The organism is Pseudomonas sp. GW821-FHT09C10 (assembly GCF_059418085.1).
The window spans coordinates 242157-265123 of sequence record NZ_JBWKPE010000001.1 but is presented as its reverse complement, the minus strand read 5'-3'; the positions used below and the strand labels follow the sequence as shown (position 1 = coordinate 265123).

Genomic DNA, 22967 nt, shown 5'->3' with positions numbered 1-22967 from the left:
CAAGTAAAAGCGCATTGGCGATTACTTGCAGCTTGCAGCTTGAAGCTATACAGCTGGCAACGACTACTTATCCTTGAACTCAGGCGCGCGCTTGGCCACAAACGCCGCCATGCCTTCCTTCTGGTCCTGCGTGGCGAACGCGGCATGGAACACCCGGCGCTCAAAGCGCACGCCTTCCGACAGGCTCACTTCAAACGCGCGGTTCACACTTTCCTTGACCATCATGCTGATCGGCACCGATTTGCCGGCAATCAGCGTGGCGACTTTCAGCGCCTCGTCGAGCAGTTCATCGGCGGGCACGATGCGCGCGACAATCCCGCAGCGCTCGGCTTCCACCGCATCGATAAACCGCCCGGTCAGGCACATTTCCATGGCCTTGGCCTTGCCCACCGCGCGGGTCAGGCGCTGGGTGCCGCCCATGCCCGGCAGCACGCCGAGGTTGATTTCCGGCTGGCCGAACTTGGCGCCGTCACCGGCCAGGATAAAGTCGCACATCAGCGCCAGCTCGCAGCCACCGCCGAGGGCGAAGCCGTTGACCGCGGCGATGATCGGCTTGCGGCGGTTGGCCACGCGGTCGCTGTCACTGAACAGGTCGTCGAGGTAGATCTGCGGGTAGGTCAGCTCGGCCATTTCCTTGATGTCGGCGCCGGCGGCGAAGGCTTTTTTCGAGCCGGTCAGCACGATGCAGCCGATTTCCGGGTTGGCTTCCAGGCCATCCAGGGCCTGGTTCAACTCACTGACCAACTGCGCATTCAGGGCATTCAGGGCTTGCGGGCGGTTGAGGGTAATCAGCCCGACGCGGCCTTGGACTTCGAGCAAAATGGTGTCGTAACTCATGTATCGGCTCCTTAGAGATTGCGTGAGATGACCATGCGTTGAATATCGCTGGTGCCTTCGTAAATCTGGCAGACCCGCACATCGCGGTAGATCCGCTCCACGGGGAAGTCGCTCAGGTAACCGTAACCGCCGAGGGTTTGCAAGGCGGCGGAACAGACTTTCTCAGCCATTTCCGAGGCGAACAGCTTGGCCATGGAAGCTTCGACCAACGCCGGCTTGCCGCTGTCCCGCAGGGCGGCGGCGTAGTGCACCATCTGCCGTGCCACGGCGATTTGCGTGGCCATGTCCGCCAGGCGAAAGGCCACGGCCTGGTGTTCAATGATCGGTTTGCCGAAGCTTTCACGCTCGCGGGCGTAGTCGCGTGCAGCCTCGAAAGCGGCGCGGGCCATGCCCACCGATTGCGAGGCGATGCCGACGCGACCGCCTTCAAGGTTGGCCAGGGCGATCCTGTAGCCCTCGCCCTCCTCCCCAAGGCGGTTAGCCACCGGCACCTTTACATCCTCGAACAGGATCTGGCAGGTATCGGAGGCATGCTGGCCGAGCTTGTCCTCGACCCGCGCCACGCTGTAGCCCGGCGAATCGGTGGGCACGATAAACGCGCTGATGCCACGCTTGCCCGCTGCGGGGTCGGTCACCGCGAACACAATCACCACCCCGGCATTCTGGCCGGAAGTGATGAACTGTTTGCAGCCATTGAGCATGTAATGATCGCCTTCACGGCGAGCGCGGGTTTTCAGGCCACTGGCATCCGAACCGGCTTGCGGCTCAGTCAGGGCGAAAGCACCGAGCATGGCGCCGCTGGCCAGGGGCTTGAGGAATTGCTCTTTCTGCTGATCGTTGCCGAAGCTCAGGATCGGCACGCAGCCCACCGAGTTGTGCACGCTCATGATGGTGGAGCAGGCGCCGTCACCGGCGGCGATTTCTTCCAGGGCCATGGCGTAGGCCAGGTAACCGGTGTCGCACCCGCCCCACTGTTCCGGCACCAGCATGCCGAAAAAGCCCAGTTCGGCCATTTCGCCGATGGTTTCCTTGGGAAAGCGGTGTTCGCGGTCCCACTCGGCGGCAAACGGTTTGAGCCGCTCCTGGGCAAATTGCCGGGCGGCGTCGCTGATCTGCAGTTGTTCGTCATTGGGCAGCATTGGGCTCAGTCCTTAATACAGGCATTCGACGGCCATGGCCGTGGCTTCACCGCCGCCGATACAAATGGCGGCGACACCCCGCTTGAGGCCTTTCTGGCGCAGGGCCGAGAGCAGGGTGACCAGGATCCGCGCGCCGGACGCGCCAATCGGGTGGCCCAGGGCACAGGCACCACCGTGGACGTTGACCTTGGCGTGGGGGATTTCCAGCTTGCTCATGGTCACCAGGCTGACCACGGCAAAGGCTTCGTTGATTTCAAACAGATCGACGTCGTCGAGGCTCCAGCCGGTCTTGCTCATCAGCTTGCGAATCGCGCCCACCGGCGCCACCGGAAACAGCCCCGGTTCATCGGCAAACGCCGCATGCCCGTGGATCACCGCCAGCGGCTTGAGCCCACGCTTTTGCGCCTCGGACTCACGCATCAGCAGCAACGCTGCCGCGCCGTCGGAAATCGAGCTGGAATTGGCCGCCGTCACCGTGCCGCCTTCGCGGAACGCCGGTTTGAGGCCGGGGATTTTTTCCGGCTTGGCCTTGGGCGGTTGTTCGTCATGCAGGATGGTTTTCTGCTCTTTGCCGACGGTGACCTGTACCGGGACAATTTCGGCAGCAAAGCTGCCATGGGTGATTGCCTCCTGCGCACGGGTCAGCGACGCGATGGCAAACGCATCCTGCGCCTCACGGCTGAAGCCGTTGAGCTGCGCGCACTCCTCGGCAAAGGTGCCCATCAGGCGGCCCTTTTCATACGCATCTTCCAGGCCGTCGAGGAACATGTGATCGATGACGCGGCCATGGCCCATGCGATAGCCGCTGCGTGCGCGGTCCAGCAGGTAGGGCGCGTTGGACATGCTTTCCATGCCGCCGGCGATCACCACGTCGACGCTGCCGGCCAGCAGGGAATCATGGGCGAGGATCGCCGCTTCCATGCCCGAGCCGCACATTTTGTTGAGGGTGGTGCAACGCGTGGACTTATCCAACCCGGCGCCCAAGGCGGCTTGACGCGCAGGCGCCTGGCCCAGGCCGGCGGGCAGCACGCACCCAAACAACACCTCATCCACGGCGTCAGCGGCGATGCCGGCACGCTCGACCGCCGCACGGATGGCGGCAGAGCCCAGTTGCGGCGCAGTCAGGCCCTTGAGGTCGCCCTGGAACCCGCCCATGGGCGTGCGCACGGCGCTGACAATCACGATGGGATCATTCATGGCTCATCCTCCTTACTTGGCCGCCATGCGCAAGGCGCCGTCGAGACGGATCACCTCGCCGTTGAGCATGCTGTTTTCAATGATGTGCCGCACCAGCGCGGCGTATTCGGCAGGCTTGCCCAGGCGTGGCGGAAACGGCACGCCGGCGGCCAGGGAGTCGCGTACTTCCGGGGTCATGCCGGCCATCATCGGGGTTTCGAAAATGCCCGGGGCGATGGTCATCACGCGAATGCCGAAGCGCGCCAGCTCCCGTGCAGCGGGCAAGGTCAGGCTGGCTATCGCGCCTTTGGACGCCGCGTACGCGGCCTGGCCGATCTGCCCGTCGAACGCAGCCACCGACGCGGTATTGATGATCACCCCGCGCTCGCCGTCGGCGTTCGCTTCCGTTTCGGCGATGGCCGCCGCCGCCAGGCGCAGCAGGTTAAAGCTGCCGATCAGGTTGACGTTGATCACCTGGGCAAAGCTGGCCAGCCCGTGGGGGCCAGTCTTGCCGAGGATCTTTTCACCGCGTACCACCCCCGCGCAGTTGACCAAGCCATGCAAACCGCCAAACGCCGCGACGGTTGCCTGCACGGCGGCTTCGGCAGCCGCTTCCTGGCTGATATCCGCTACTGCGCTGCGGGCGTTGCCGCCGAGCTGCCTGGCCTTGGCCGCCACGGCGTCGGCATTCAAATCCACCAGCATGACCTTGGCGCCGGCCGCGACCAGCATATCTGCGGTGGCCGCACCGAGGCCGGACGCGCCGCCGCTGACCAGAAAAACCTTGTTCTCAATCTGCATTATTGTTTCCTTGAACGGTCGAGATCGTCGAAATAGTCGCTCTGCAACGCCACGGCAGCAATGGTCAAAGCCTTCAACATGGCTGACTGGTTTGGCCAATCATCGACCGTGCTGATCGGCCGGTCAGTCCAAGCGATTGGACGTGCGTCGTGCAAGCTCCTAACCTGAGGGCCTGCGCCACCGAAGAAGTCCTCCCCGCGATGATCGTACGTCCCAAACCGAACCTGCTGGGCATCCTGTTTTCCCTCAAGGGCTCGATTGCCAAGCGCATCGCCCTGCGCAGCCTGCTGGTCACGCTGCTGGCGTCGGTGATCGTGTTGGTGGAAACCCTGCACCCGGCCTATTTCTCCAAGGTCAACGCCACGCCCTTTACGTTGCTCGGGCTGTCGCTGTCGATCTTCATGAGTTTTCGCAATAACGCCTGCTATGACCGCTGGTGGGAAGGCCGCAAGCAACTGGGGCAGATGATCATTGAGGTGCGCTCGCTGATTCGCGAGACCCAGGTGCTCACTGACCCGACGGAGCGTGGGCGCCTGCTACGGGGCCTGGGCGGCTTCGCCCACGGGCTGGTCGCGCGCTTGCGCCACGAAGACGAAGCCCGGGCGATCCAGCCCTGGGCCAGTGTGGAAGCGAGTCATCCCAACCTGCCTGACCGGGTGCTGCAACAGATTGGCGCGGGATTTTCCGCCCTGGCCGAGCAAGGCGCCCTCAGCGAATGGCGTTACACCCAGTTGGAAACCCGCCTGGTCAGCCTCAGCCAGGTACAGGCCGCGTGCGAGCGCATCAAAAGCACGCCGCTGCCCTTCCCCTACACCTTGCTGCTGCACCGCACCATTTACCTGTTCTGCATCCTCTTGCCGTTCGCCATGGCCGAACCCCTCGGCTGGCTGACGCCGGTGTTTACCGCCATTGTCAGCTACACCTTCTTCGGCCTCGATGAGATCGGCGACGACCTGGAAGACCCTTTCGGCTTTGACGAAAACGACCTGCCCTGCAATGCGATCCTGCGCACCCTGGAGCGTGAGCTGCTGGCCGCCCTCGGCGAACCCGACCTGCCGCCGGCCCTGGAACCGGTGGAATACGTGCTGACCTGATGCGGGTTTGACACCTGCCGTGGTCTGGCCGAAGCTTGCGGCTTTGCTTCTTCAGCTTTTCGGACGCCTGCATGTCAAAGTCACGCCGTTACTCCATCATCGGCCTGTGCGCCCTGTTGTTGATTGTGCTGATCACCTGGTATTTCTCCCGCACCGCCCAGGTGGCCGTGCCTCCTGCCATTGCCCACGGTTACTCAAAAGCCTTGAAACAGGCGCATAACGGCGAGCCGGGCGCCGCGCGCGTGCTGTATCAGCAACTGGGCCGGCCGGACCTGTCACCCGAACGCCGCGCCGCGCTGCATGCCGAATTGCCCAACTACCCCAGCCCCCAGGCCTTGAAGCTCGCCGACAAAGACCTCACCAGCGACTCAGCGTTGGTGCGCGAAGCGGCCATCCACAGCATTGTCGGCCTGGTGCCCAGCGGCCAGCGCACCCTGCTGCTCGGCCCGGTGCTCGATGACCCCGAACAAAGCGTACGCTTTGCCGCCGCCAATGCCCTGCTCGGCCTGTCGCCCGACACCTTGGGCCTGTACTTCGGGCCATTGCAGCAGGTATTGGACGAGTTCGTGAAAAAGCTCAAGGCCCAACCGGAAACGGCCGAAGGCTGGATTCAACTGGCGCGCCTGTACATTCACAGCGCCCTGCTGCCGGAAGCGCAAAACGCCTTGGAACAGGCCATGCGCTTGCAGCCGGACAACCTGCAAGCGGTGGTCGCGCAGATCGAGTTGCTGGATAAACAGGGCAAGACCGATGAGTCCCGCCAATTGCTGGCCCGGCAATTGGCGGCGCACCCTGAGTCGGCCTACCTGCAACATGCCCTGGGTATGTGGCTGCTGCACCATGGCGAGCGCCCCTATGCGTTGCTCGGCCTGTCCAAGGCCGTGGAGCTGGAGCCGGACAATCAGGATTACCGCTACGACCTCGCCACGACCCTGCATGCCCAGCAGGAATTGGAGGCGGCCCAGCGCCAGTTGGAGGAAATCGTCCAGCGCCACCCGGCCAATCGCAAGGCGCGGGTGCTGCTAGTCAATTATTGGAAAGAAAGCGGCCAATTGCAGAATGTGCAGGTGCTGCTCGCCCAACTCGAACAGCAAAACCCTGACGATCCGGCACTGCAGCAAGGCCTGTAGGCACAATAATCGTGCATCAGTTTGAACCGCCACAAAGCGCTACGGTCAAGAGAACATGGCGCGTCCACCTGGATGCGCATCCTCTACTCGTATGTGACCTGAGGGCACTTCTTGTCTACATCCAAAGCGTTGTTAACCGAAAAAGCAGCCATCGGCATCGAAGGTCTCGACGACATTCTTGCCGGAGGGCTATCGCGCAGCCACCTGTTCCTGCTGGAAGGTGAACCTGGCACCGGTAAAACCACGGTCGCCCTGCACTTCCTGCAGGCCGGGGCGAAAGCGGGTGAGCGAACGCTCTACATCACACTGTCCGAAACCGAGCGTGAGTTGCGCCAGGGCGCCGAGTCCCACGGTTGGGACTTGGACGACAATATTCATATCTTCGAACTGACCCCGCCGGAGAGCCTGCTGGATGCCGAGCATCAGCAGAGCCTGTTGTACTCTTCGGACCTGGAACTGGGCGAAGCAACCCGGCAGATCTTCGAAGTGGTGGAGCGGGTCAAGCCGACCCGCGTGGTCATCGACAGCCTCTCGGAAATCCGCCTGCTCGCGCAAAGCTCGCTGCGCTATCGCCGCCAGATCCTGGCGATCAAGCATTACTTCGTGCGCTACGACGCCACCGTGCTGCTGCTCGACGACCTGACTACCGAATCCCTCGACAAAACCGTGCACAGCGTGGCCCACGGGGTGATTCGCCTGGAAGAACTGACCCCCAACTACGGTGCCGAACGCCGTCGCGTGCGGGTGGTGAAATATCGCGGGCAGAAATATCGGGGTGGGTTTCACGACTTCACCATCATGCACGATGGCATCCACGTATTCCCGCGCCTGGTCGCGGCCGAGCATCGTGGCGGTTACATACGCCAGACCTTGAGCAGTGGCATTCGCGAGCTGGATGCCCTGATGGGCGGCGGCGTCGAGACCGGCTCCAGCAGCCTGATTCTCGGCCCGGCCGGTACCGGCAAGTCGCTGATCTCGATGATCTTCGCCGCAGCGGCGGTAGGCCGTGGCGAAAAGGCCGCGCTGTTTATCTTCGATGAAGAATTGGGTTTGCTGTTCGAGCGCATGAACAATATGGGCATCGACCTCGCCGCCCTGCAGGCCACCGGCAACCTGCTGATCGAACAGGTGGACGCAGCCGAGCTGTCCCCTGGCGAGTTTTCCCACCGCGTGCGTCGTTGCGTGGACGAGCGCGGGATCAAGACGGTGGTCATTGACAGTATCAACGGCTACCAGGCGGCGATGCCGGAAGAAAACGCGCTGATCCTGCATATGCATGAACTGCTGCTGTACCTCAACCGCCGTGGCGCGGCGACGTTCATGACTGTCGCGCAACATGGACTGGTGGGCGACATGCAGGCCCCTGTCGACATCACTTACCTGGCCGACACCGTGATTCTGCTGCGTTATTTCGAGGCGCTGGGCAAGGTGCGCCGCGCCATCTCGATTATCAAGAAACGCACCGGCGCCCACGAGTCGACTATCCGTGAATACCGTATCAGCAGCCGCGGCATGACCGTCGGGGAACCGTTGGACAATTTCCAGGGGGTTTTGCGCGGCATCCCGACCTACATGGGCGCCGGTTCGCCTTTGCTCAAGGATGAGGCCGTGTGACCACCCTTTCCCCCGTATCCGAACGCGCAATCGTCCTGGCGCCCATGGGCCGTGATGGTTCGTTGGCGCTGATGATGCTCAAGGAAGCTGGCTACACCGGCATGGTTGCCAGCAGCCTGCCCGCATTGTGCGAGGCCGTGGAGCAAGGCGCCGGGATGCTGATCATCGCAGCCGAAGCCCTGCGCGGCGCGGACCTGGAGCCCCTGCTGGAATACCTGCACCAGCAGCCCGCCTGGTCCGACTTGCCCATCGTGCTGATGACCCATCACGGCGGCAGCGAGCAGAACGGTTCATCCCACCTCAGCGGCCTGCTGGGCAACGTGACGTTCCTGGAGCGCCCCTTCCACCCCGTGACCTTGATCAGCCTGGTGAGCGCCGCCCTGCGCGGACGGCGTCGGCAATATGAAGCACGGGACAGGTTGATCGATCTGAGCGAGAGCGAACTGCGTCTGCAGCGCACCCTTGAGACGCTGGAACAGCAAGTCGAAGAACGCACGGCGCAGTTGCGCAGCAACGAAGAAGCCTTGCGCCAATCCCAGAAGATGGAAGCCGTCGGCCAGTTGACCGGCGGTATCGCCCATGACTTCAACAACATGCTCACCGGTATTATTGGCAGCCTGGAGCTGCTGCGAAGGCGCGTGTCCCGCGGCAAGCTGGACGATCTGGACAGCCTGATCGACCTCGGCGTGACCTCCGCCAACCGCGCCGCCGGCCTCACCCACCGCCTGCTGGCGTTCTCGCGGCGCCAGTCGCTGGACTCCAAGCCGGTACAGATCAACCAGCTGGTGACGTCCATGGGCGAGCTGCTGCAACGCAGCCTCAACGAAAGCATCGCCTTGGACATGCGCCTGGACACTCAGTTGTGGACCGCCGAGGCCGACCCCAATCAACTGGAAAGTGCCCTGCTCAACCTGGCGCTCAACGCCCGGGATGCCATGCCGAGTGGGGGCCGCCTGGTTGTCGAAACCTGCAACCGCCACCTCGATAGCGTCTTCACTGCCGCCTACGGCACGCTCAAGCCCGGCGACTACGTTGAATTGAGCGTCAGCGACACCGGCTGCGGTATTCCGGAAAGCCTGATGGGCCGGGTCTTCGACCCCTTCTTCACCACCAAGCCCATTGGCCAGGGCACCGGCCTGGGCTTGTCGATGATCTACGGTTTCGCGCGCCAGTCGCGCGGGCATGTGACTCTCCACAGCGAGGTAGGCAAAGGCACCACGGTGAGCCTGTTCCTGCCACGTTTTGTCGGCGAAATCATCCCCGATGTGACCGTGGACCCTGCCCTGTTGCCGATTGCCAACAGCGGGGAAACCGTGCTGATCGTCGAGGACGACCCGGCGGTGCGCGTGCTCGTCAGCCAGGTGTTGAGTGAGCTGGGCTACGCTTTTGTTGAAGCGGGCGATGCCAATGGCGCACTGCCGATTATCGAATCCAGCCAACGCATTGACCTGATGATCAGCGACGTAGGCTTGCCCGGCATGAATGGGCGACAACTGGCAGAGATCGGTAGGCAAGTTCGACCGGACTTGAAAGTGCTGTTCATTACCGGATATGCCGAGCATGCGGCGGTGCGTGGGGGGTTCCTGGATCCGGGGATGCAGTTGATCACCAAGCCGTTTACCTTTGATTTGTTGACGGCGAAGGTGCGGGAGATGATTCGGGCGTAAATGGCCATTATCCAAGCAGTGTCATTCAGGCTCAGGAAGAGCCTGATGCACCACCTGGCCCTTCAGGCCAACAACCGCTGTATATGCTCCTGCAAGGTATCCAGGTCAAACGGCTTGGCCAGGATCGGTGCATTGCGCGTGATCGGGCTGTTGCAGTCGAGAATTTCCTGGGGGTAGCCGCTGATAAAGATCACCTTCAATTCCGGGCGCAACTTGATCGCCGGCTCGGCGATCTGCACGCCGGAAATCCCACCGGGCAAACGGTAGTCGGTGACCATCAGGTCCAGGTGCGGCTTGGTGGCGAGGATTTCAAAGGCCTGCTCCCCGTTGATCGCCTTCAATACCCGATACCCCAGGCCGGCCAGGTACTCACCCAGCACAAACATAATGGATTCGTCGTCTTCGACGATCAGTACGACATCTTGTGCATCTTCACTCATGGGAAGCCTTTGTCCGGTCAATTGCTGCAATTACGACCATGGGGTCACGTAGAGGTTGCGTCGGGATGACGATTGATTTCATGCCGACGGTTCAAGGGGCAGGCACACCCGGAACAAGGCACCCTCGCCTATCTGGCTCTCGACCTCGATGGTGCCGCCATGGGCGGCCACGATCTGTTCGGAAATAAACAACCCAAGGCCCAGTCCCGCGGCAACCTGGCTGGCTGACACACGTTCGAACTGCTGGAAAATACGCTTCTGGTTCTCTTCGCTGATGCCGATCCCGTGGTCACGCACTTCTACCCTGGCTTCGCCATGCTCGGTATACACGCGCACCTCGACCGGACTCTTGGCCCCGTAGCGCAGGGCGTTGGTCAGCAGATTGGTGATCACCTGCTCGATACGGAACTCATCCCAGTTGCCCACCACCGGCCCCTCGGCCGCGAGGTGCATCGACGATTCGGCGGCCGCCACTTGCGGTGCGAAATTCTCCACCAGGTTGCTCACCAATTGCGCCAGGTCGAAACGCCCCGGGCGTATCGACAGCTTGCCGGTGCGGATACGCGAGACGTCGAGCATGTCTTCGATCAGGCGGATCAGGCTCTGGATCTGGCGCTCATCGCGGTCGACCATGGCGTGCATCTTGTCCAGGGTGAACGCGGCGGCGTTATCCCGGGCCAGGTGCATCTTGCGCAGCTGGGTTTCGAGGATCAGGCCGTTAAGCGGCGTACGCACCTCATGGGCGACGATCGACATAAAGTCGTCGCGCATGCGCACCGCCTGCTCCAGTTCGGCCTGGGTGGCCTGCAGGCGCGTGAGCAACAGCTCCTGCTCGCGGCGGCTGCGCTCCAGGGCTTCGACTTGCTGCTTCATCGCCTTGCTCTGGCGGTACAGGTCGACAAACACATTGACCTTGCTCTTGACCGCGTGGATATCCAGCGGCTTGTGCAGAAAGTCCACGGCGCCACTTTCATAGCCCTTGAACGCATAGTTGAGTTCACGGCCGGCGGCGCTGACGAACACAATCGGAATGTTCTTGGTTTTCTCGGTGCCGCGCATCAGTTCGGCCAGCTCGAACCCGTTCATGCCGGGCATCTGCACATCGAGAATCGCCATGGCGAACTCGTGTTCCAGCAACAGGGACAAGGCTTCATCGGCGCTCAATGCCTTGAAGACCTGACGGTCCTCGCGCTTGATCAACGCTTCGAGGGCCAGCAGGTTTTCCGGCAGATCGTCGACGATCAGCAGTTTGGCCTGGACAGTACTTAACATGGGGAGGATTCCAGGGAAGCCAGCAATGCGGCAATGCGGCTCAGGGTCAGAATATGGTCAGGGGTGTGCAGGGCCAGGGCCGCCCGCGGCATCACGGCAATCCGTGCTTCGCTGGGGTCCTGGACCACCGTGGTGCCGCCCGAATGCTTGACATGGGCCAGCCCGTGGGCGCCGTCCTGGTTGGCCCCCGTCAACAAAATCGCCAGCAGGCCCTTGCCATAGGCATCGGCGGCGGAGGCAAACAGGTAGTCGATCGCCGGCCGGGAATGGTGTACCCGCTCTTCCTGGCTGAGGGACAGGCTGCGGTCATGCTCGACCGAAAGGTGATAACCAGGCCCGGCGAAATACAACGTGCCCGCCTGGATCGCTTCCTTGTCCTGCCCTTCCCTTACCGGAATCGGGAGGCGTCGCGCAAAGACTTCCGCCAGTTGGCTGCGGCGCTCATCCGGCAGGTGCAATACGGCAATGATCGGCAGGCCGAAGGTGTCGGGCAGTTCGCTGAAAATACTCAGCAACGCCTCGACGCCGCCGGCGGAGGCGCCGACGACGATGGCTTCAATCCCGCGAATAGGGTTGGCGGCAACGTCGTTCATGATTTGCGGTAGATCCGTTCCTGCTTGACCAAGGGTTCGAATTGCTTGCTGTAGGCGGAAAAGTCCAGGGTTTCCTTACTGCCCAGGACCAGGAAGCCGCGATGGCACAGCGACTCGTGAAACAACCCAAACGCTCGATCCTGCAATTTTTTATTGAAGTAAATCAGTACGTTACGGCATGAAATTAATTGAGTTTCTGAGAATACACTATCGGTCGCCAGGCTGTGGTCGGCAAACGTCACATTCTCACGCAGCGATTTGTCGAAGATCGCGTAATCGTAAGCCGCCGTGTAGTAGTCGGCAAATGAACGCTGCCCCCCGGCCTGCTGATAATTGGCGGTGTAGGCCCGCACGTTCTCCAGGGAGAAGATGCCTTGCTTGGCTTTATCCAGGGACGCGGGGTTGATATCGGTGGCATAGATGATCGTACGTTCCAGCAGCCCTTCCTCACGCAGCAGGATGGCCATGGAGTACACCTCCTCCCCTGTGCTGCAGCCGGCAATCCAGATCTTGATCGACGGGTAGGTCTTGAGCAGCGGCACCACTTCCTGGCGAATGGCAAGGAAGTGCGACGGGTCGCGAAACATCTCGCTCACCGGGATCGTCAGGAACTGCAGCAACTGCATGAACGCCGCCGGGTCGTGCAGCACCCGCTCCTGCAGCGCTGAAATCGTGGCGCAGTCGAACTGGCGCAAGGCGTGGGCTACGCGGCGTTTGACCGACGCACCGGAGTAGTCGCGAAAGTCGTAGCTGTACTTGAGGTAAATCGCCTCGATCAACAGGCGCAGCTCAATATCGCTGCTCTTCTCCAAAAAACGTTGCTCCACTTAAATGCGTTCCATCTTCGGTAGCCACACGCGAATCAGCGAAAACAGGCGATCCAGGTCGATCGGCTTGGCCAGGTAGTCGTTGGAACCCGCCGCGAGGCAGCGCTCCTGGTCGTCTTTCATGGCCTTGGCCGTGACCGCGATGATCGGCAGTTTCTTCCAGCGCGGGTCCTGGCGGATCAAGGCGGTGGCCTCGTAGCCGTCCATCTCCGGCATCATCACGTCCATCAGCACCAGGTCGATATCGTCGACTTCATTGAGTCTCTCGATGGCTTCGCGGCCGTTACGCCCGATCACCACCACGGCACCTTTGTGCTCCAGGGCGCTGGTCAGGGCGAAGATGTTACGCACATCGTCGTCCACCAACAGGATCTTGCGCCCTTCGAAGACCTTGTCGCGGCTGCGGGCGGTCTTGAGCATCTTCTGGCGGTCATGGGACAGCTGGGATTCGACTTTGTGCAGAAAGAGTGTGACTTCATCGAGCAGGCGCTCTGGCGAACGGGCGCCCTTGATGATGATCGAGCGCGAATACTTGCGCAGTTCGGCCTCTTCATCGCGGGTCAGGTTACGCCCGGTGTAGACGATCACCGGCGGGAACGAGCAGATATCTTCGGTGGCCATGCGCTTGAGCAACTCGTTGCCCAGCATGTCCGGCAGCTTGAGGTCGATGATCATGCAGTCATAGACGTTGGTGCGCAGCAGCTCCAGGGCGGCCTGGGCGTAGCCGACATCGGTGATCTCGATGTCATCGTCGCCGATCAGGCGGGCAATGCTGTCGCGCTGCAGGTCATCGTCCTCCACCAGCAGCACGCGTTTGACCTTCTGGGTCAGCTTGGCCTCAAGGCGCGCAAACACGTCCTTGAGCTCTTCGCGCGTCGTCGGTTTTACCGCGTAGCCGATGGCGCCCATGTGCATGGCGGCTTCGACGCGGTCTTCCACGGAAATCACGTGCACCGGGATATGGCGCGTGTTGGCGTGCTCCTTGAGGCGTTGCAGCACGGTCAGCCCGGAATGGTCCGGCAGGCGCATGTCCAGCAGGATTGCATCGGGAATGTACTCCTCGGCCAGGCTGTAGCCCTCGTCCGCGCCATGGGCCACCAGGCACTGGTAACCCAGCTCATGGGCCAGGTCGAACAGGATGCGGGCAAAGTTCGGTTCGTCCTCCACCACCAGGATGCAGCGGGTGGTGAACGGCGCTTTATCGCGGTCATCGGCGAAGCGCGGGATCTGCCTGGCGTCGGCCACCGGCAGCGGCGAAATTGCGATGGGCGTGGGTGCGGGCGCTGTCACCACTTGGCGCGGTTGCTCGATCGGCGCGGCATCTTCCTCGCGTTCGACATACTGCTCCGGCAACACCAGGGTGAAGGTGCTGCCTTTGCCAGGCTCACTGGTCACGCTGATATAGCCGCCAAGCAACGCGGCCAAGTCGCGGGAAATCGACAGGCCCAGGCCCGTGCCGCCGTAACGGCGGTTGGTGGTGCCATCGGCCTGGCGGAACGCCTCGAAGATGCTTTCCTGCTGGTCCGGGGCAATCCCGATGCCCGAATCGCGCACGGTAAAGGCGATGCCTTCCCCCGGCGCGCGGGACACCGAGAGGCTGACCTCGCCTTGCTCGGTGAACTTGATCGCGTTGGAGAGCAGGTTCTTGAGGATCTGCTCCAGGCGCTGGCGGTCGGTGAACAGCATGATCGGTGCATCGGCCTGCACCTGTACCTGGAACCCCAGCTTACGGTCGGCGGCCAACGGTTCGAACATCCCGCGCAGGCCATCGACCAGGCGCGTGACGCTTGAGTTTTCCGGCCGCACTTCCAGCTTGCCGGCTTCCACCTTGGAAATATCCAGGATGTCGTTGATCAGGTTGAGCAGGTCATTGCCCGCCGAATAGATCGACTCGGCAAACTTGACCTGTTCGGCGCTGAGGTTTTCCTGGGGGTTTTCCGCCAGCAACTTGGCCAGGATCAACGAACTGTTCAGCGGCGTGCGCAGTTCGTGGGACATATTGGCGAGGAATTCGGACTTGTACTTGCTGGAGCGCTGCAATTCATCGGCGCGATCTTCCAGCTCCAGCTGGGCCTGGTTGAGCTCGACGTTCTTGCGGTCCATGGCGTCGCGCTGTTCGGCCAGGGTCTGGGTCTGTTCGGCCAGTTGCTCGTTGGTCTGCTCCAGCTCGGCCTGCTGGGTTTCCAGGTGAGCCTGGGACTCCTTGAGAATGCGCGACTGTTCTTCGAGTTCTTCGTTGGCGGTCTTGAGTTCTTCCTGCTGTACCTGCAGTTCTTCGTTCAGTTGCTGGGTTTCGGCCAGCACTTCCTGCAGGCGTTGGCGATAACGGGCGGCTTCGATGGAGGTGCCGATATTGCCGGCGATCAGCTCCAGCAGTTCGACGTCGCGCTCCTCCAGCGGGCGCAAAAAGCCCAGTTCGATCACACCGTTGACGCGGTCGTCATCGCTGGTGGGAACCACCAGCACGCTGCGGGTCGAGCCTTCCCCCAGGCCGGAACTGACCTTGAAGTAGTCCACCGGCACGTCGTCCAGGCGAATCAGGCGATCGAGCTGGGCGGCCTGCCCGACGATGCCCTCATCGCTGTAGATCGACTGCTCCAGCTGTTCCTGCTCGCGGGAGAAGCCATAGGTGGCCACACGCTTGAGGCCGCCGTGCTCTTCGCGCACATACAGCGCCGCCACCGCCGAGCCCATGTATTGGGCAAAGAACTGCAGGATATTGCGTCCGAGCATGTTCAAGGTCAGTTGGCCGAGCACCTGTTCGGCCAGTTCGGTCTGGCCGTTACGCAGCCACGCCTGCCGCTCCAGGCGTTGTGCGATCTTCTGTTGTGACGCGAGGTTTGCGCTGTAACTATCTGACAGGGCGATTAAATTTTTTCTACCGATATAGGCCAGGATCCCGCTCAGGCCGAGAACGAACAACAGATAGAGGGTGACGCTGATCACCGTGGTGCGCGTGACTTGTTCGTTGCGAGTGATCCGGAACTGTTGCTCCATCGCCACCGCGTCTTCGTATTCCTTGCGAATTTCGTCGGTCAGGCGCTTGCCCCGGCCGGACTTGACGGCATTGCGGTAGTCACCGCTTTCGCGTTGCAGGTTGATCATCGACTGGGCGTATTTGTTCCATTCGGCTTGCAGGGCTTCCAGGCGTTTCAGACGGTCCACCTGTTGCGGGTTGTCCGCCACCAGCTCCTGCAGGTTACGCAGGTCGGCAATGATGCGCGGCTTGGCCACTTCGTACGGGTCGAGGAAGTGCTCGTCCCCGGTGATCAGGAAACCACGCATGCCGGTTTCAAGATCGACGGTCAGCTTGGACGACTCGTTGAGGTTGTTGATGACCCGGTCCGTGTGTTCCACCCACTGGATCACCGAGAGCAAATAGCTGATCAGACAGACGAAAAACACCGCGCTGAGCACGCCCACACCCAGGGGCAATGCCACGTTTCGGCTGAGCAGTGTACGAAAGCTCTTTTCATCGACGGACGACGCGGGAGTCATGGGCATGCCTTGGCCAAATAGGGAAAAACCGGGAGTTTGCCCCAAAGTGCCGGTAGAGGGCTACGTTTCTGACGCGGATTAAGGTTTAAACACATGAACACCCCAAACTTGCCACCGCCGATGCCCGACATTTATGGAACCAATGCCGGAGGAACACCTGGGTGCGTCCCCGACACTCAATAGAGGTCTGAGTCGGGTCCAGGGAGGACCAACAACCAAAGGTAATGAAGATGGCATCCTCATTGAGCCTCCAGCCACGGCCCCAGGTTATAGATCACTTCATTGCATCGACGCCTGCTCAGTCGCAGGCCACCCCTGGTAACACCCTGTCCATAAACAGCGACCCAACTTCCACACCTGCACGACGCTCCTCGGATGAGTCGCTGCCTCTTTCACCACAAGCACGCGCACAGGCAAACGCACAGAACTGGAAAAACCTCGCGCACCAGCTCACCGAGGTGACGAAGAGCCTGGGAGAGGACGCGGCTCCAGCCGCCGTGTTGTCACATTTGAAAACCACTCAAACAGTCATTGATCCACACTCGGCCTTTCACGCGTCCGGCGCTCCGGGCAGCGACTCCACTGTCAACCTGGAAAGCTTTATCAAGCACCATGATTTACCTATCCCTGAAACCCGAGCCGACCTGGTTCACTTGGCTGATGCCGCGAACGCCCGCGCCCTGGAACCGCCGCTGGGTGATCTCGGTGGGGGCTTATCCTGGCCCCTTCCCCTGACCCAGGAACAACGGCACAAGATACGGGTCATCGTCGAGTCCAGCATCCTGCGCGGCAATATCCGGACCGAGCCCGCCTTACTCCGGGCGGAGCTGGCCAAAGGGGCGCTGGGTGCGCTTATCAAGGCCAGCGCTCTTTCGGAGGTCGAACTGCAAGACCCGGCCAGGGCGCTGGACACCCTGCTCAAGTCCCCGATGGCCCAGACAATAGGGCAAGGGGTCCAGGACGGGCTGAATGGTATCGCCACGCCAGCCAGTATCAGCGATTACGTGTTGGCCGCCCTTCACATCGGTCTCGATCGTGAGTCCGTCGTGTTGCCTGTGAGAAATTCAATCGCCGGCTTTGACTTGGGCCATCAAAACTATTGGGGCCTGCCACCGTCAGCCATCGTCCAGGGGCTCAGTAAACATCTGGTGACTAAAGGCAGGGCCACGACGGCCACGGCCAAGCTGGCCACCCACCTGTTGCTGTCACGCACAGCGCCCCAGTTCCTGGTCAAGGACATTCCCGACACACTGGTGAACGGCAGCCAGGCCTGGGTGAGTTTCTGCCTTGCGGTGGCCAAGGTCGAAGCGAGTGCGCCGGGGACCGCATCGCAGATGAGCTACGGCCAGGTCATGAGTGCCGCACAAGCCTTGAATGGTCCTGCGGAACACGCCATCACGCCGTTGTTACTGGATTGGGGCGTGTCCAATGGTCTGGTCGAAAAGAAGGACGATGCCCTCTACACCCCTGAGGAAGTGGACAGCATCCGGACCGCGTTCAATGAGCAGTTAAGCGCCAGAATCAAGGCCTCCCAATTAATCACTGCCGAGATTCCAAGTAGAAAAGCCATCGCCCTGGAAAAACTCAAGGAGCATTTTGGTGAGCGCACGGACTTTGAGTCGAAAAGTCTCTCAACTGTCACCGATGACAAAGCCAAGCAACTGGATGGCAAGCACTCGATGCTGGACATGGCCATGATGGGCATCAACGTCAACTGGAAAACCGACGACCCTGACCTTCCGATCGATCTGATCAATCAGCAACCCCGGCTCAACGTCAATGGGATATTTCTAGAGCAATACGAATCGGCGATCAAATCACTCGAAGAAGGCATTCAGACCCAGGTAAAACACATGATTTCCGAGCTGCCACTGGAAGATCGGAAAAACCTGGAGTTCGGTAAAATCGAATTATTTCAATACAATCAATACAAGATTGGAAGGGGTTTCATAAACCCGGCCACCTTCCAATCCAGGCTCAATGAATTGCTGGTAAGAACCGAAAGGCAGGTTGACGGAGAAACCCAGGTCAATGTTTATGAGATCGATATCCGGAACAAACGCATCGTCAAGCGACAGAGTGAGGCAGCCATTACGCGGGGTGGATGGCGCGACGCGAATATATCGACCGAAGTAGAAAAGTTCGACCCTGAGCACAAGGACCGGCTCGAGCGAGAACAGCCGCCGGAGGACCCTTCTCGTCCCCCATCGAGTTTCACCTCTACCCGAACACACGACCTGGCAGGCGCTTTTTTTGAGCACCTTGGTATCAGGAACCAATGGCAGCAAGCCAGGGGAAGCACGACACTCGATCAGCAGAAAGAAAGTGATGAGCGACTCAAGCAGTTTTCTCTCAACTTGATTCCCTTGAGATCGGCCATTGTCAACTTTCGTGACGGTGACTATGAAGCCGGGCTTTTCGACCTCGGCCTGGATGCTCTCGGGCTGCTGACCATGGGTTACGGTGCTGCCGCAAAGCTCGCCAAGGTGGCTGCATCCTCGGCGTCCGCTGCCGTAAAGGCATTGCAGGCGGGTCGCATCATCGGCAGTAGCCTTATCAGCTCGCTCAACCCGTTGAGCGGAGTGAGGGGCGCGGCGACGGGAGCCGCCAAGCTCGCCACGCGCGGCGCAAGATTTCTCGGCGATTCCGGGCAGGTACTGATCAACAAGGTGCGTGGCGCATCCGGAAGCTATGACCTGTTGAAGGCCGCAAACAAGGAATACGGCACCGCAACCATCGGATCGTTCAAGGCTGCCGAGGGTAATATCGACGGGATCGCCGTACACCGGGACGGGAACTGGTATGCGTACGACGCGGTCAAGCAGCAACCCTTTGGCGCCCCCTTGCAAGACTTCACCCCCATTAATGGCAGGGTGACAACTATCAACGATGCTACCCCTCTGAACGGGTCTCATCATGAGGGGTTCAAGCAAAACCTGGAACGGGCGCAACAGCCGCAGAATCGTTCCGACTTTAATCGCGGCTACGACCATGGGGAAGTGACAAAACTTCGTAATTACCATTCCAATATCAGCGGCAGTGGTCTCATCGAGCTGATTTCCGACCCAAGCCTGACAGCGGAGGAGATTGGCATACTCGCCAAGCAAATAAAATTAAAGGCAATTGAGGAAGCCAAGTACGCCTCTCAACTGCTTAATGCCGACGTCAAGGCTCCGGGTGTGCAGTTGACTCCTGCCTCACAGCATCACTACCTCGCCCATGTCGACCCCGCGTCACGGGGCGAATGCGCCGCAATGGCAAATACGATGGCCATGGCTATCGAGCAAGGAAAGGAGGATCTATTCCTGACGAATCTTTACCGCGCAGCGGCCTCTCCGCTCACGCAGCAATCGCAAAAATTCATCAAGACGCTGAGGTCTTTCCAGGACGTCGCTGGTCATAAGATAAGTTATCACTTAGATCAACCCTTCAAGAAATTGAATGTCGCGCAGATCATTGAGGATCTCACCAACTCCCCTACATCGAAGACACTCAGAATCGGTGAAAAAGACCATGGATTAATTGCCGGCATCAGGGTCAAGGATGGGACTACGGATTGGTTTTTCTACGACCCAAACGCGGGATTGGTAAAGTTTCAAACATTGCAATCCATGCAAGAGGGATTGGATAAAGTGTTAAGTAGCGGATTGACTGCCCCAACACGAAATCCCTATGGCACAAAACGCGGGACGATCGAGTACAACGTCAGTGAGTTCCATTCTCGCGACGTGGTTTACGACAAGGTTGACGACTTGGCCGTAGCGCATCTGGTCTTTACGCCGCTATGAAGTACGGTTTCGGGCATTGAGTCCGCTGAGCCTCCTCGCCTCGCTTGAAGGAGTGAGGCGTAGGTGCGCGGCGAACATTGATGGGGCCCATGCTCAGTCAGTCAAAAAATGCCCCTGCTTCTCTTTCCCGAACGGGACATTCTGACCGGTTGCCGTCACAATACTCGCCTGCTGCGGGAACTTGCCGAGATTGACGCGACTCATTAGAGAATGGTCTTTCAACCGCTAAAGACCTGCACCTCCATTTTTTCGGGAACCCTCATTATGTCCGCAGCCCCCTCCACCCTCCTTGTCGTCGAAGACGATGCCATCGTGCGCATGTTGATCGTTGATGTGCTCGAAGAGTTGGAGTTCCTGGTGCTTGAAGCTGCAGACGCTGAAGAAGCCTTGAAGATTGTCGAAAATGCCGCGCAGCACCTCGACCTGATGATGACCGACGTCGGCCTGCCGGATATGGACGGTAAGCAATTGGCAGCCAAGGTGCGTGAAGTGCGGCCCACCCTGCCGATCCTGTTTGCCAGCGGCTATGCCGAGAACATCGATGTACCTGCCGGCATGCAGGTGATCGCCAAACCGTTCTCCATCGATCAATTGCGCGACAAAGTCAAATCGATGCTCGCCTGAGTCCTGCATCCTTGCTGCCGCCCTCGCTTGCCTTTATCGCCAACCGCGATGAATGACTGCCCGGCCCACAACTGATTCATTCGGATCGCTAGCGCATCTGAGTTTCCCTGCTAACTTCAATCGACATGTCCTACAGCCTTTGTCAGTCAGGACAGCTCGAGCGCAAAGACGTTTTCGGGTAAGTCGCCATGGAATTGGGGAGTCGTCATGCTCAGGTCACCGCTTGCTCCGGCATCGATGCTGGCTGTTTTCGTATTGCCGGCGTTTTCTGCACTCGCGGATAACGCCGATACCGCAAACAAAAGCAACAACCCGTTGAACCTGGCGCCAGGCGCTAACCTGCAGGACTACTACACCCCAAAGCTGTACGACAGCAACGTGCATACCAACGACCTGCTGTTGCGTGGCACCTTGCCCATCGCCCCTTCGGACTTTATCGGTGTACCGCAATTGCTGCGCGCCACCTTGCCCCTCAGCACCCGGCCGGATCCCCACCATGGCTACAGCACCGGTATCGGCGACCTGAACCTGTTCGATATCTTCCTGCTCAAGACCGATGGCGTGCAGTTGGGCATCGGCCCACAGATCACCGCTCCCACCGCCGAGCAGGATGAATTGGGCACCGGCAAATGGCAGGCCGGGCTGGCGGCCATCGCCATTGATTCCTCGCCCCGGGGCCTGCTGGGTGCGCTGGTGCAGTACCAGAGTTCATTCGCCGGTGACCACGACCGCGCCCATGTGGAAAGCGCCACCTTCCAACCCTTCATCATCCACAACCTGCCCAAGGGCTGGTACCTGCGCTCCACCGGCACCTGGACCTTCGACCTGAAAAACGATACCCACTACATCCCCATCGGATTGGGGGCCGGCAAGGCCTGGAAAACCGGCAGCAACATCTTCAATGCCTTCGTCGAACCGCAGTGGACAGTGGCCCGCAAGGGCGAGGGCCTGCCGCAGTTCACCGTATTTGCCGGGATCAACGTCACGTTCGGAAAATAAGGAAATTACATGAACGCTTTGTTTCGTAATGCCGGTTTCAGCCTCCTGGCCCTGTCGGCGGGCTGCGCTGCGGGCGTGCAGGCACAGGCCCTGGAGACCCGCATCGGGGCGATCACCATGGAAGGTGAGCTACCGGCGCGCAGTGAAATAGCCAAGTTGTTTGGCGAGTTGGACTTTCAACAGGCAACCCAGAGTTATCTGTGGGCGTTGCCATTGGTGTCCTACGCTCAGTGGCAGGAAGAGTTCAGCCATAAACTGGGTGCCCGAAGTGGCGACCTGATGGTGCTCAATAGCTACGAAGACAAACTCGGTGTGATCACCGCCAACGCGACCACGCCTTATATCCTCGGCTTTGTCGACCTGAATGAGACCGGCCCGCTGGTGATTGAGCTACCGCCAGGGCCCACCGCTGGTGGCATTGGCGATTTCTGGCAACGCGCAATTATCGACATGGGCCAGACCGGCCCGGATCAAGGCAAGGGCGGCAGATACCTGGTGATACCTCCAGGCCAACAGCCCCCTGCCGATGCAGACACGTATTACGTGGCCAAATCAGAAACCATGAACATACTGGTCGGGTTCCGCGTGCTGGACCCCGACCAGGCCAAGGGCAAGGCACTGGTTGAGCGATTCAAGATGTACCCCTACGCCCAGCGCGCCAAACCCGGGCCGACCCGTTTGTTGTCCCCGGGTGGAAAAACCTGGTCCGGCACCCAGCCACGGGGCATGGCCTATTGGCAGCGCCTGCACGGGATCATCCAAAAAGAACCGGTCAACGAACGTGACCGGTTCTACATGGCCATGCTCGCCAGCCTGGGTATTGAAAAAGGCCGCCCGTTCAACCCCAACGACCACCAGCGCCAGGCCCTGGAGCAAGGTGTGCAGATGGGCGAGCTGATCGCCAAGGCCAATGCGTTCGCCAAGCGTTTCCCCCAGGCCCAATACTGGAAGGACCGGCAATGGGACACCGTGCTCAATATCGCCGAGCCCTCCCAGCGCCTGGGCTATTACGACCAGCTTTGGGAGCGCAGCGCCTGGTTCTATGAGGCCGTCACCAATACCAAGGGTATGGTCTCGAAAACACCGGGGCTCGGCCAGACTTACCTGGGTGCCTACACCGATAAAAACGGTCAGTGGCTCGACGGCGGCAAGCACTATAAATTGCACGTGGGCGCCAACCCACCGGCCAGGCAATTCTGGTCGATGACGGTCTACGACATCGACAGCCGCTGCCTGATCGACAACCCGCAACGCAAGGCCGACCTATCTTCACGCCAGGATTTGCAGAAAAATCCCGATGGATCCATCGATCTTTACTTCGGACCGCACGCGCCAAAAGACTTCGAGCGCAACTGGGTGCAAACTCTGCCCGGCAAACATTGGTTCAGCTATTTCCGACTGTATGCGCCGACCGAGGCCTACTTCGATAAAAGCTGGAAACTCGACGACATCACCCCAGTTCCCTAAG

At 60.4% G+C, this 22967-nt stretch carries 17 protein-coding genes; 8 read left to right on the top strand and 9 right to left on the bottom strand.

Translation table 11 applies throughout. The annotated features are described in order from the left end of the window. Positions 1–63: 63 nt before the first annotated feature. Genes AC07OT_RS01185 through AC07OT_RS01170 form a run of 4 tightly spaced genes read right to left on the bottom strand, consistent with a single transcriptional unit; the run spans position 64 to position 3953 of the window. Complete coding sequence (locus tag AC07OT_RS01185) at positions 64–837, bottom strand: enoyl-CoA hydratase (RefSeq protein ID WP_115487314.1); 774 nt, start codon at positions 835–837, stop codon at positions 64–66. 11 nt (positions 838–848) lie between these two features. Beyond that, complete coding sequence (locus AC07OT_RS01180) at positions 849–1976, bottom strand: acyl-CoA dehydrogenase (RefSeq protein ID WP_495107188.1); 1128 nt, start codon at positions 1974–1976, stop codon at positions 849–851. A gap of 12 nt (positions 1977–1988) precedes the next feature. Beyond that, positions 1989–3173: an acetyl-CoA C-acyltransferase gene (locus tag AC07OT_RS01175; RefSeq protein WP_414887200.1), complete on the bottom strand. Its 1185-nt coding sequence runs from the start codon at positions 3171–3173 to the stop codon at positions 1989–1991. 12 nt (positions 3174–3185) lie between these two features. Then, positions 3186–3953 (bottom strand): SDR family NAD(P)-dependent oxidoreductase, encoded by a 768-nt coding sequence (locus tag AC07OT_RS01170; RefSeq protein ID WP_495107187.1) that lies wholly within the window; start codon positions 3951–3953, stop codon positions 3186–3188. 200 nt (positions 3954–4153) lie between these two features. On the opposite strand from AC07OT_RS01170, the gene AC07OT_RS01165 reads away from it, so the two are divergent. The 4 genes from AC07OT_RS01165 (at position 4154) to AC07OT_RS01150 (ending at position 9458) form a co-directional block, all read left to right on the top strand. Beyond that, positions 4154–5047: a bestrophin family protein gene (locus tag AC07OT_RS01165; RefSeq protein WP_098479504.1), complete on the top strand. Its 894-nt coding sequence runs from the start codon at positions 4154–4156 to the stop codon at positions 5045–5047. 71 nt (positions 5048–5118) lie between these two features. Next, positions 5119–6177, top strand: a complete 1059-nt coding sequence (locus tag AC07OT_RS01160; protein ID WP_092357999.1) for a tetratricopeptide repeat protein — start codon at positions 5119–5121, stop codon at positions 6175–6177. 111 nt (positions 6178–6288) lie between these two features. Beyond that, positions 6289–7791 carry an ATPase domain-containing protein gene (locus tag AC07OT_RS01155; RefSeq protein WP_065941535.1) on the top strand — a complete coding sequence of 501 codons (1503 nt, stop codon included), beginning with the start codon at positions 6289–6291 and terminating at the stop codon, positions 7789–7791. Next, positions 7788–9458 carry a response regulator gene (locus AC07OT_RS01150; protein WP_495107186.1) on the top strand — a complete coding sequence of 557 codons (1671 nt, stop codon included), beginning with the start codon at positions 7788–7790 and terminating at the stop codon, positions 9456–9458. The genes AC07OT_RS01155 and AC07OT_RS01150 overlap by 4 nt, the downstream gene beginning before the upstream one ends. Before the next feature lie 62 nt (positions 9459–9520). Here the strand turns inward: AC07OT_RS01150 and AC07OT_RS01145 are convergent, their stop codons facing one another. The 5 genes from AC07OT_RS01145 to AC07OT_RS01125 all read right to left on the bottom strand — a co-directional run bounded on the left by AC07OT_RS01145 (position 9521) and on the right by AC07OT_RS01125 (position 16088). Continuing rightward, on the bottom strand, positions 9521–9898 hold the full coding sequence (locus AC07OT_RS01145; RefSeq protein ID WP_027605876.1) for a response regulator: 378 nt from the start codon (positions 9896–9898) through the stop codon (positions 9521–9523). 78 nt (positions 9899–9976) lie between these two features. Further along, positions 9977–11170 carry a hybrid sensor histidine kinase/response regulator gene (locus tag AC07OT_RS01140; RefSeq protein WP_495107185.1) on the bottom strand — a complete coding sequence of 398 codons (1194 nt, stop codon included), beginning with the start codon at positions 11168–11170 and terminating at the stop codon, positions 9977–9979. Beyond that, the gene (locus AC07OT_RS01135; protein ID WP_141157775.1) at positions 11164–11763 is read right to left on the bottom strand and encodes a chemotaxis protein CheB; all 600 of its coding nucleotides are present in this window, start codon (positions 11761–11763) and stop codon (positions 11164–11166) included. The genes AC07OT_RS01140 and AC07OT_RS01135 overlap by 7 nt, the downstream gene beginning before the upstream one ends. After that, positions 11760–12590 (bottom strand): CheR family methyltransferase, encoded by an 831-nt coding sequence (locus tag AC07OT_RS01130; RefSeq protein WP_174562736.1) that lies wholly within the window; start codon positions 12588–12590, stop codon positions 11760–11762. The genes AC07OT_RS01135 and AC07OT_RS01130 overlap by 4 nt, the downstream gene beginning before the upstream one ends. Next, a complete protein-coding gene (locus AC07OT_RS01125; RefSeq protein WP_495107184.1) occupies positions 12591–16088 on the bottom strand; it encodes a response regulator in 3498 nt (1165 codons plus the stop codon). A 230-nt stretch (positions 16089–16318) separates the two neighbouring features. On the opposite strand from AC07OT_RS01125, the gene AC07OT_RS01120 reads away from it, so the two are divergent. The 4 genes from AC07OT_RS01120 (at position 16319) to AC07OT_RS01105 (ending at position 22966) form a co-directional block, all read left to right on the top strand. Next, positions 16319–19876, top strand: coding sequence for an Mcf1 protease effector domain-containing protein (locus AC07OT_RS01120; RefSeq protein ID WP_495107183.1), 3558 nt, complete (start codon positions 16319–16321; stop codon positions 19874–19876). Positions 19877–20140: 264 nt separating this feature from the next. Next, the gene (locus AC07OT_RS01115) at positions 20141–20500 is read left to right on the top strand and encodes a response regulator (protein WP_495107182.1); all 360 of its coding nucleotides are present in this window, start codon (positions 20141–20143) and stop codon (positions 20498–20500) included. 207 nt (positions 20501–20707) lie between these two features. Further along, positions 20708–21499: a hypothetical protein gene (locus AC07OT_RS01110; protein ID WP_495107181.1), complete on the top strand. Its 792-nt coding sequence runs from the start codon at positions 20708–20710 to the stop codon at positions 21497–21499. 9 nt (positions 21500–21508) lie between these two features. Continuing rightward, the gene (locus AC07OT_RS01105; protein WP_495107180.1) at positions 21509–22966 is read left to right on the top strand and encodes a DUF1254 domain-containing protein; all 1458 of its coding nucleotides are present in this window, start codon (positions 21509–21511) and stop codon (positions 22964–22966) included. Position 22967 lies beyond the last annotated feature (1 nt).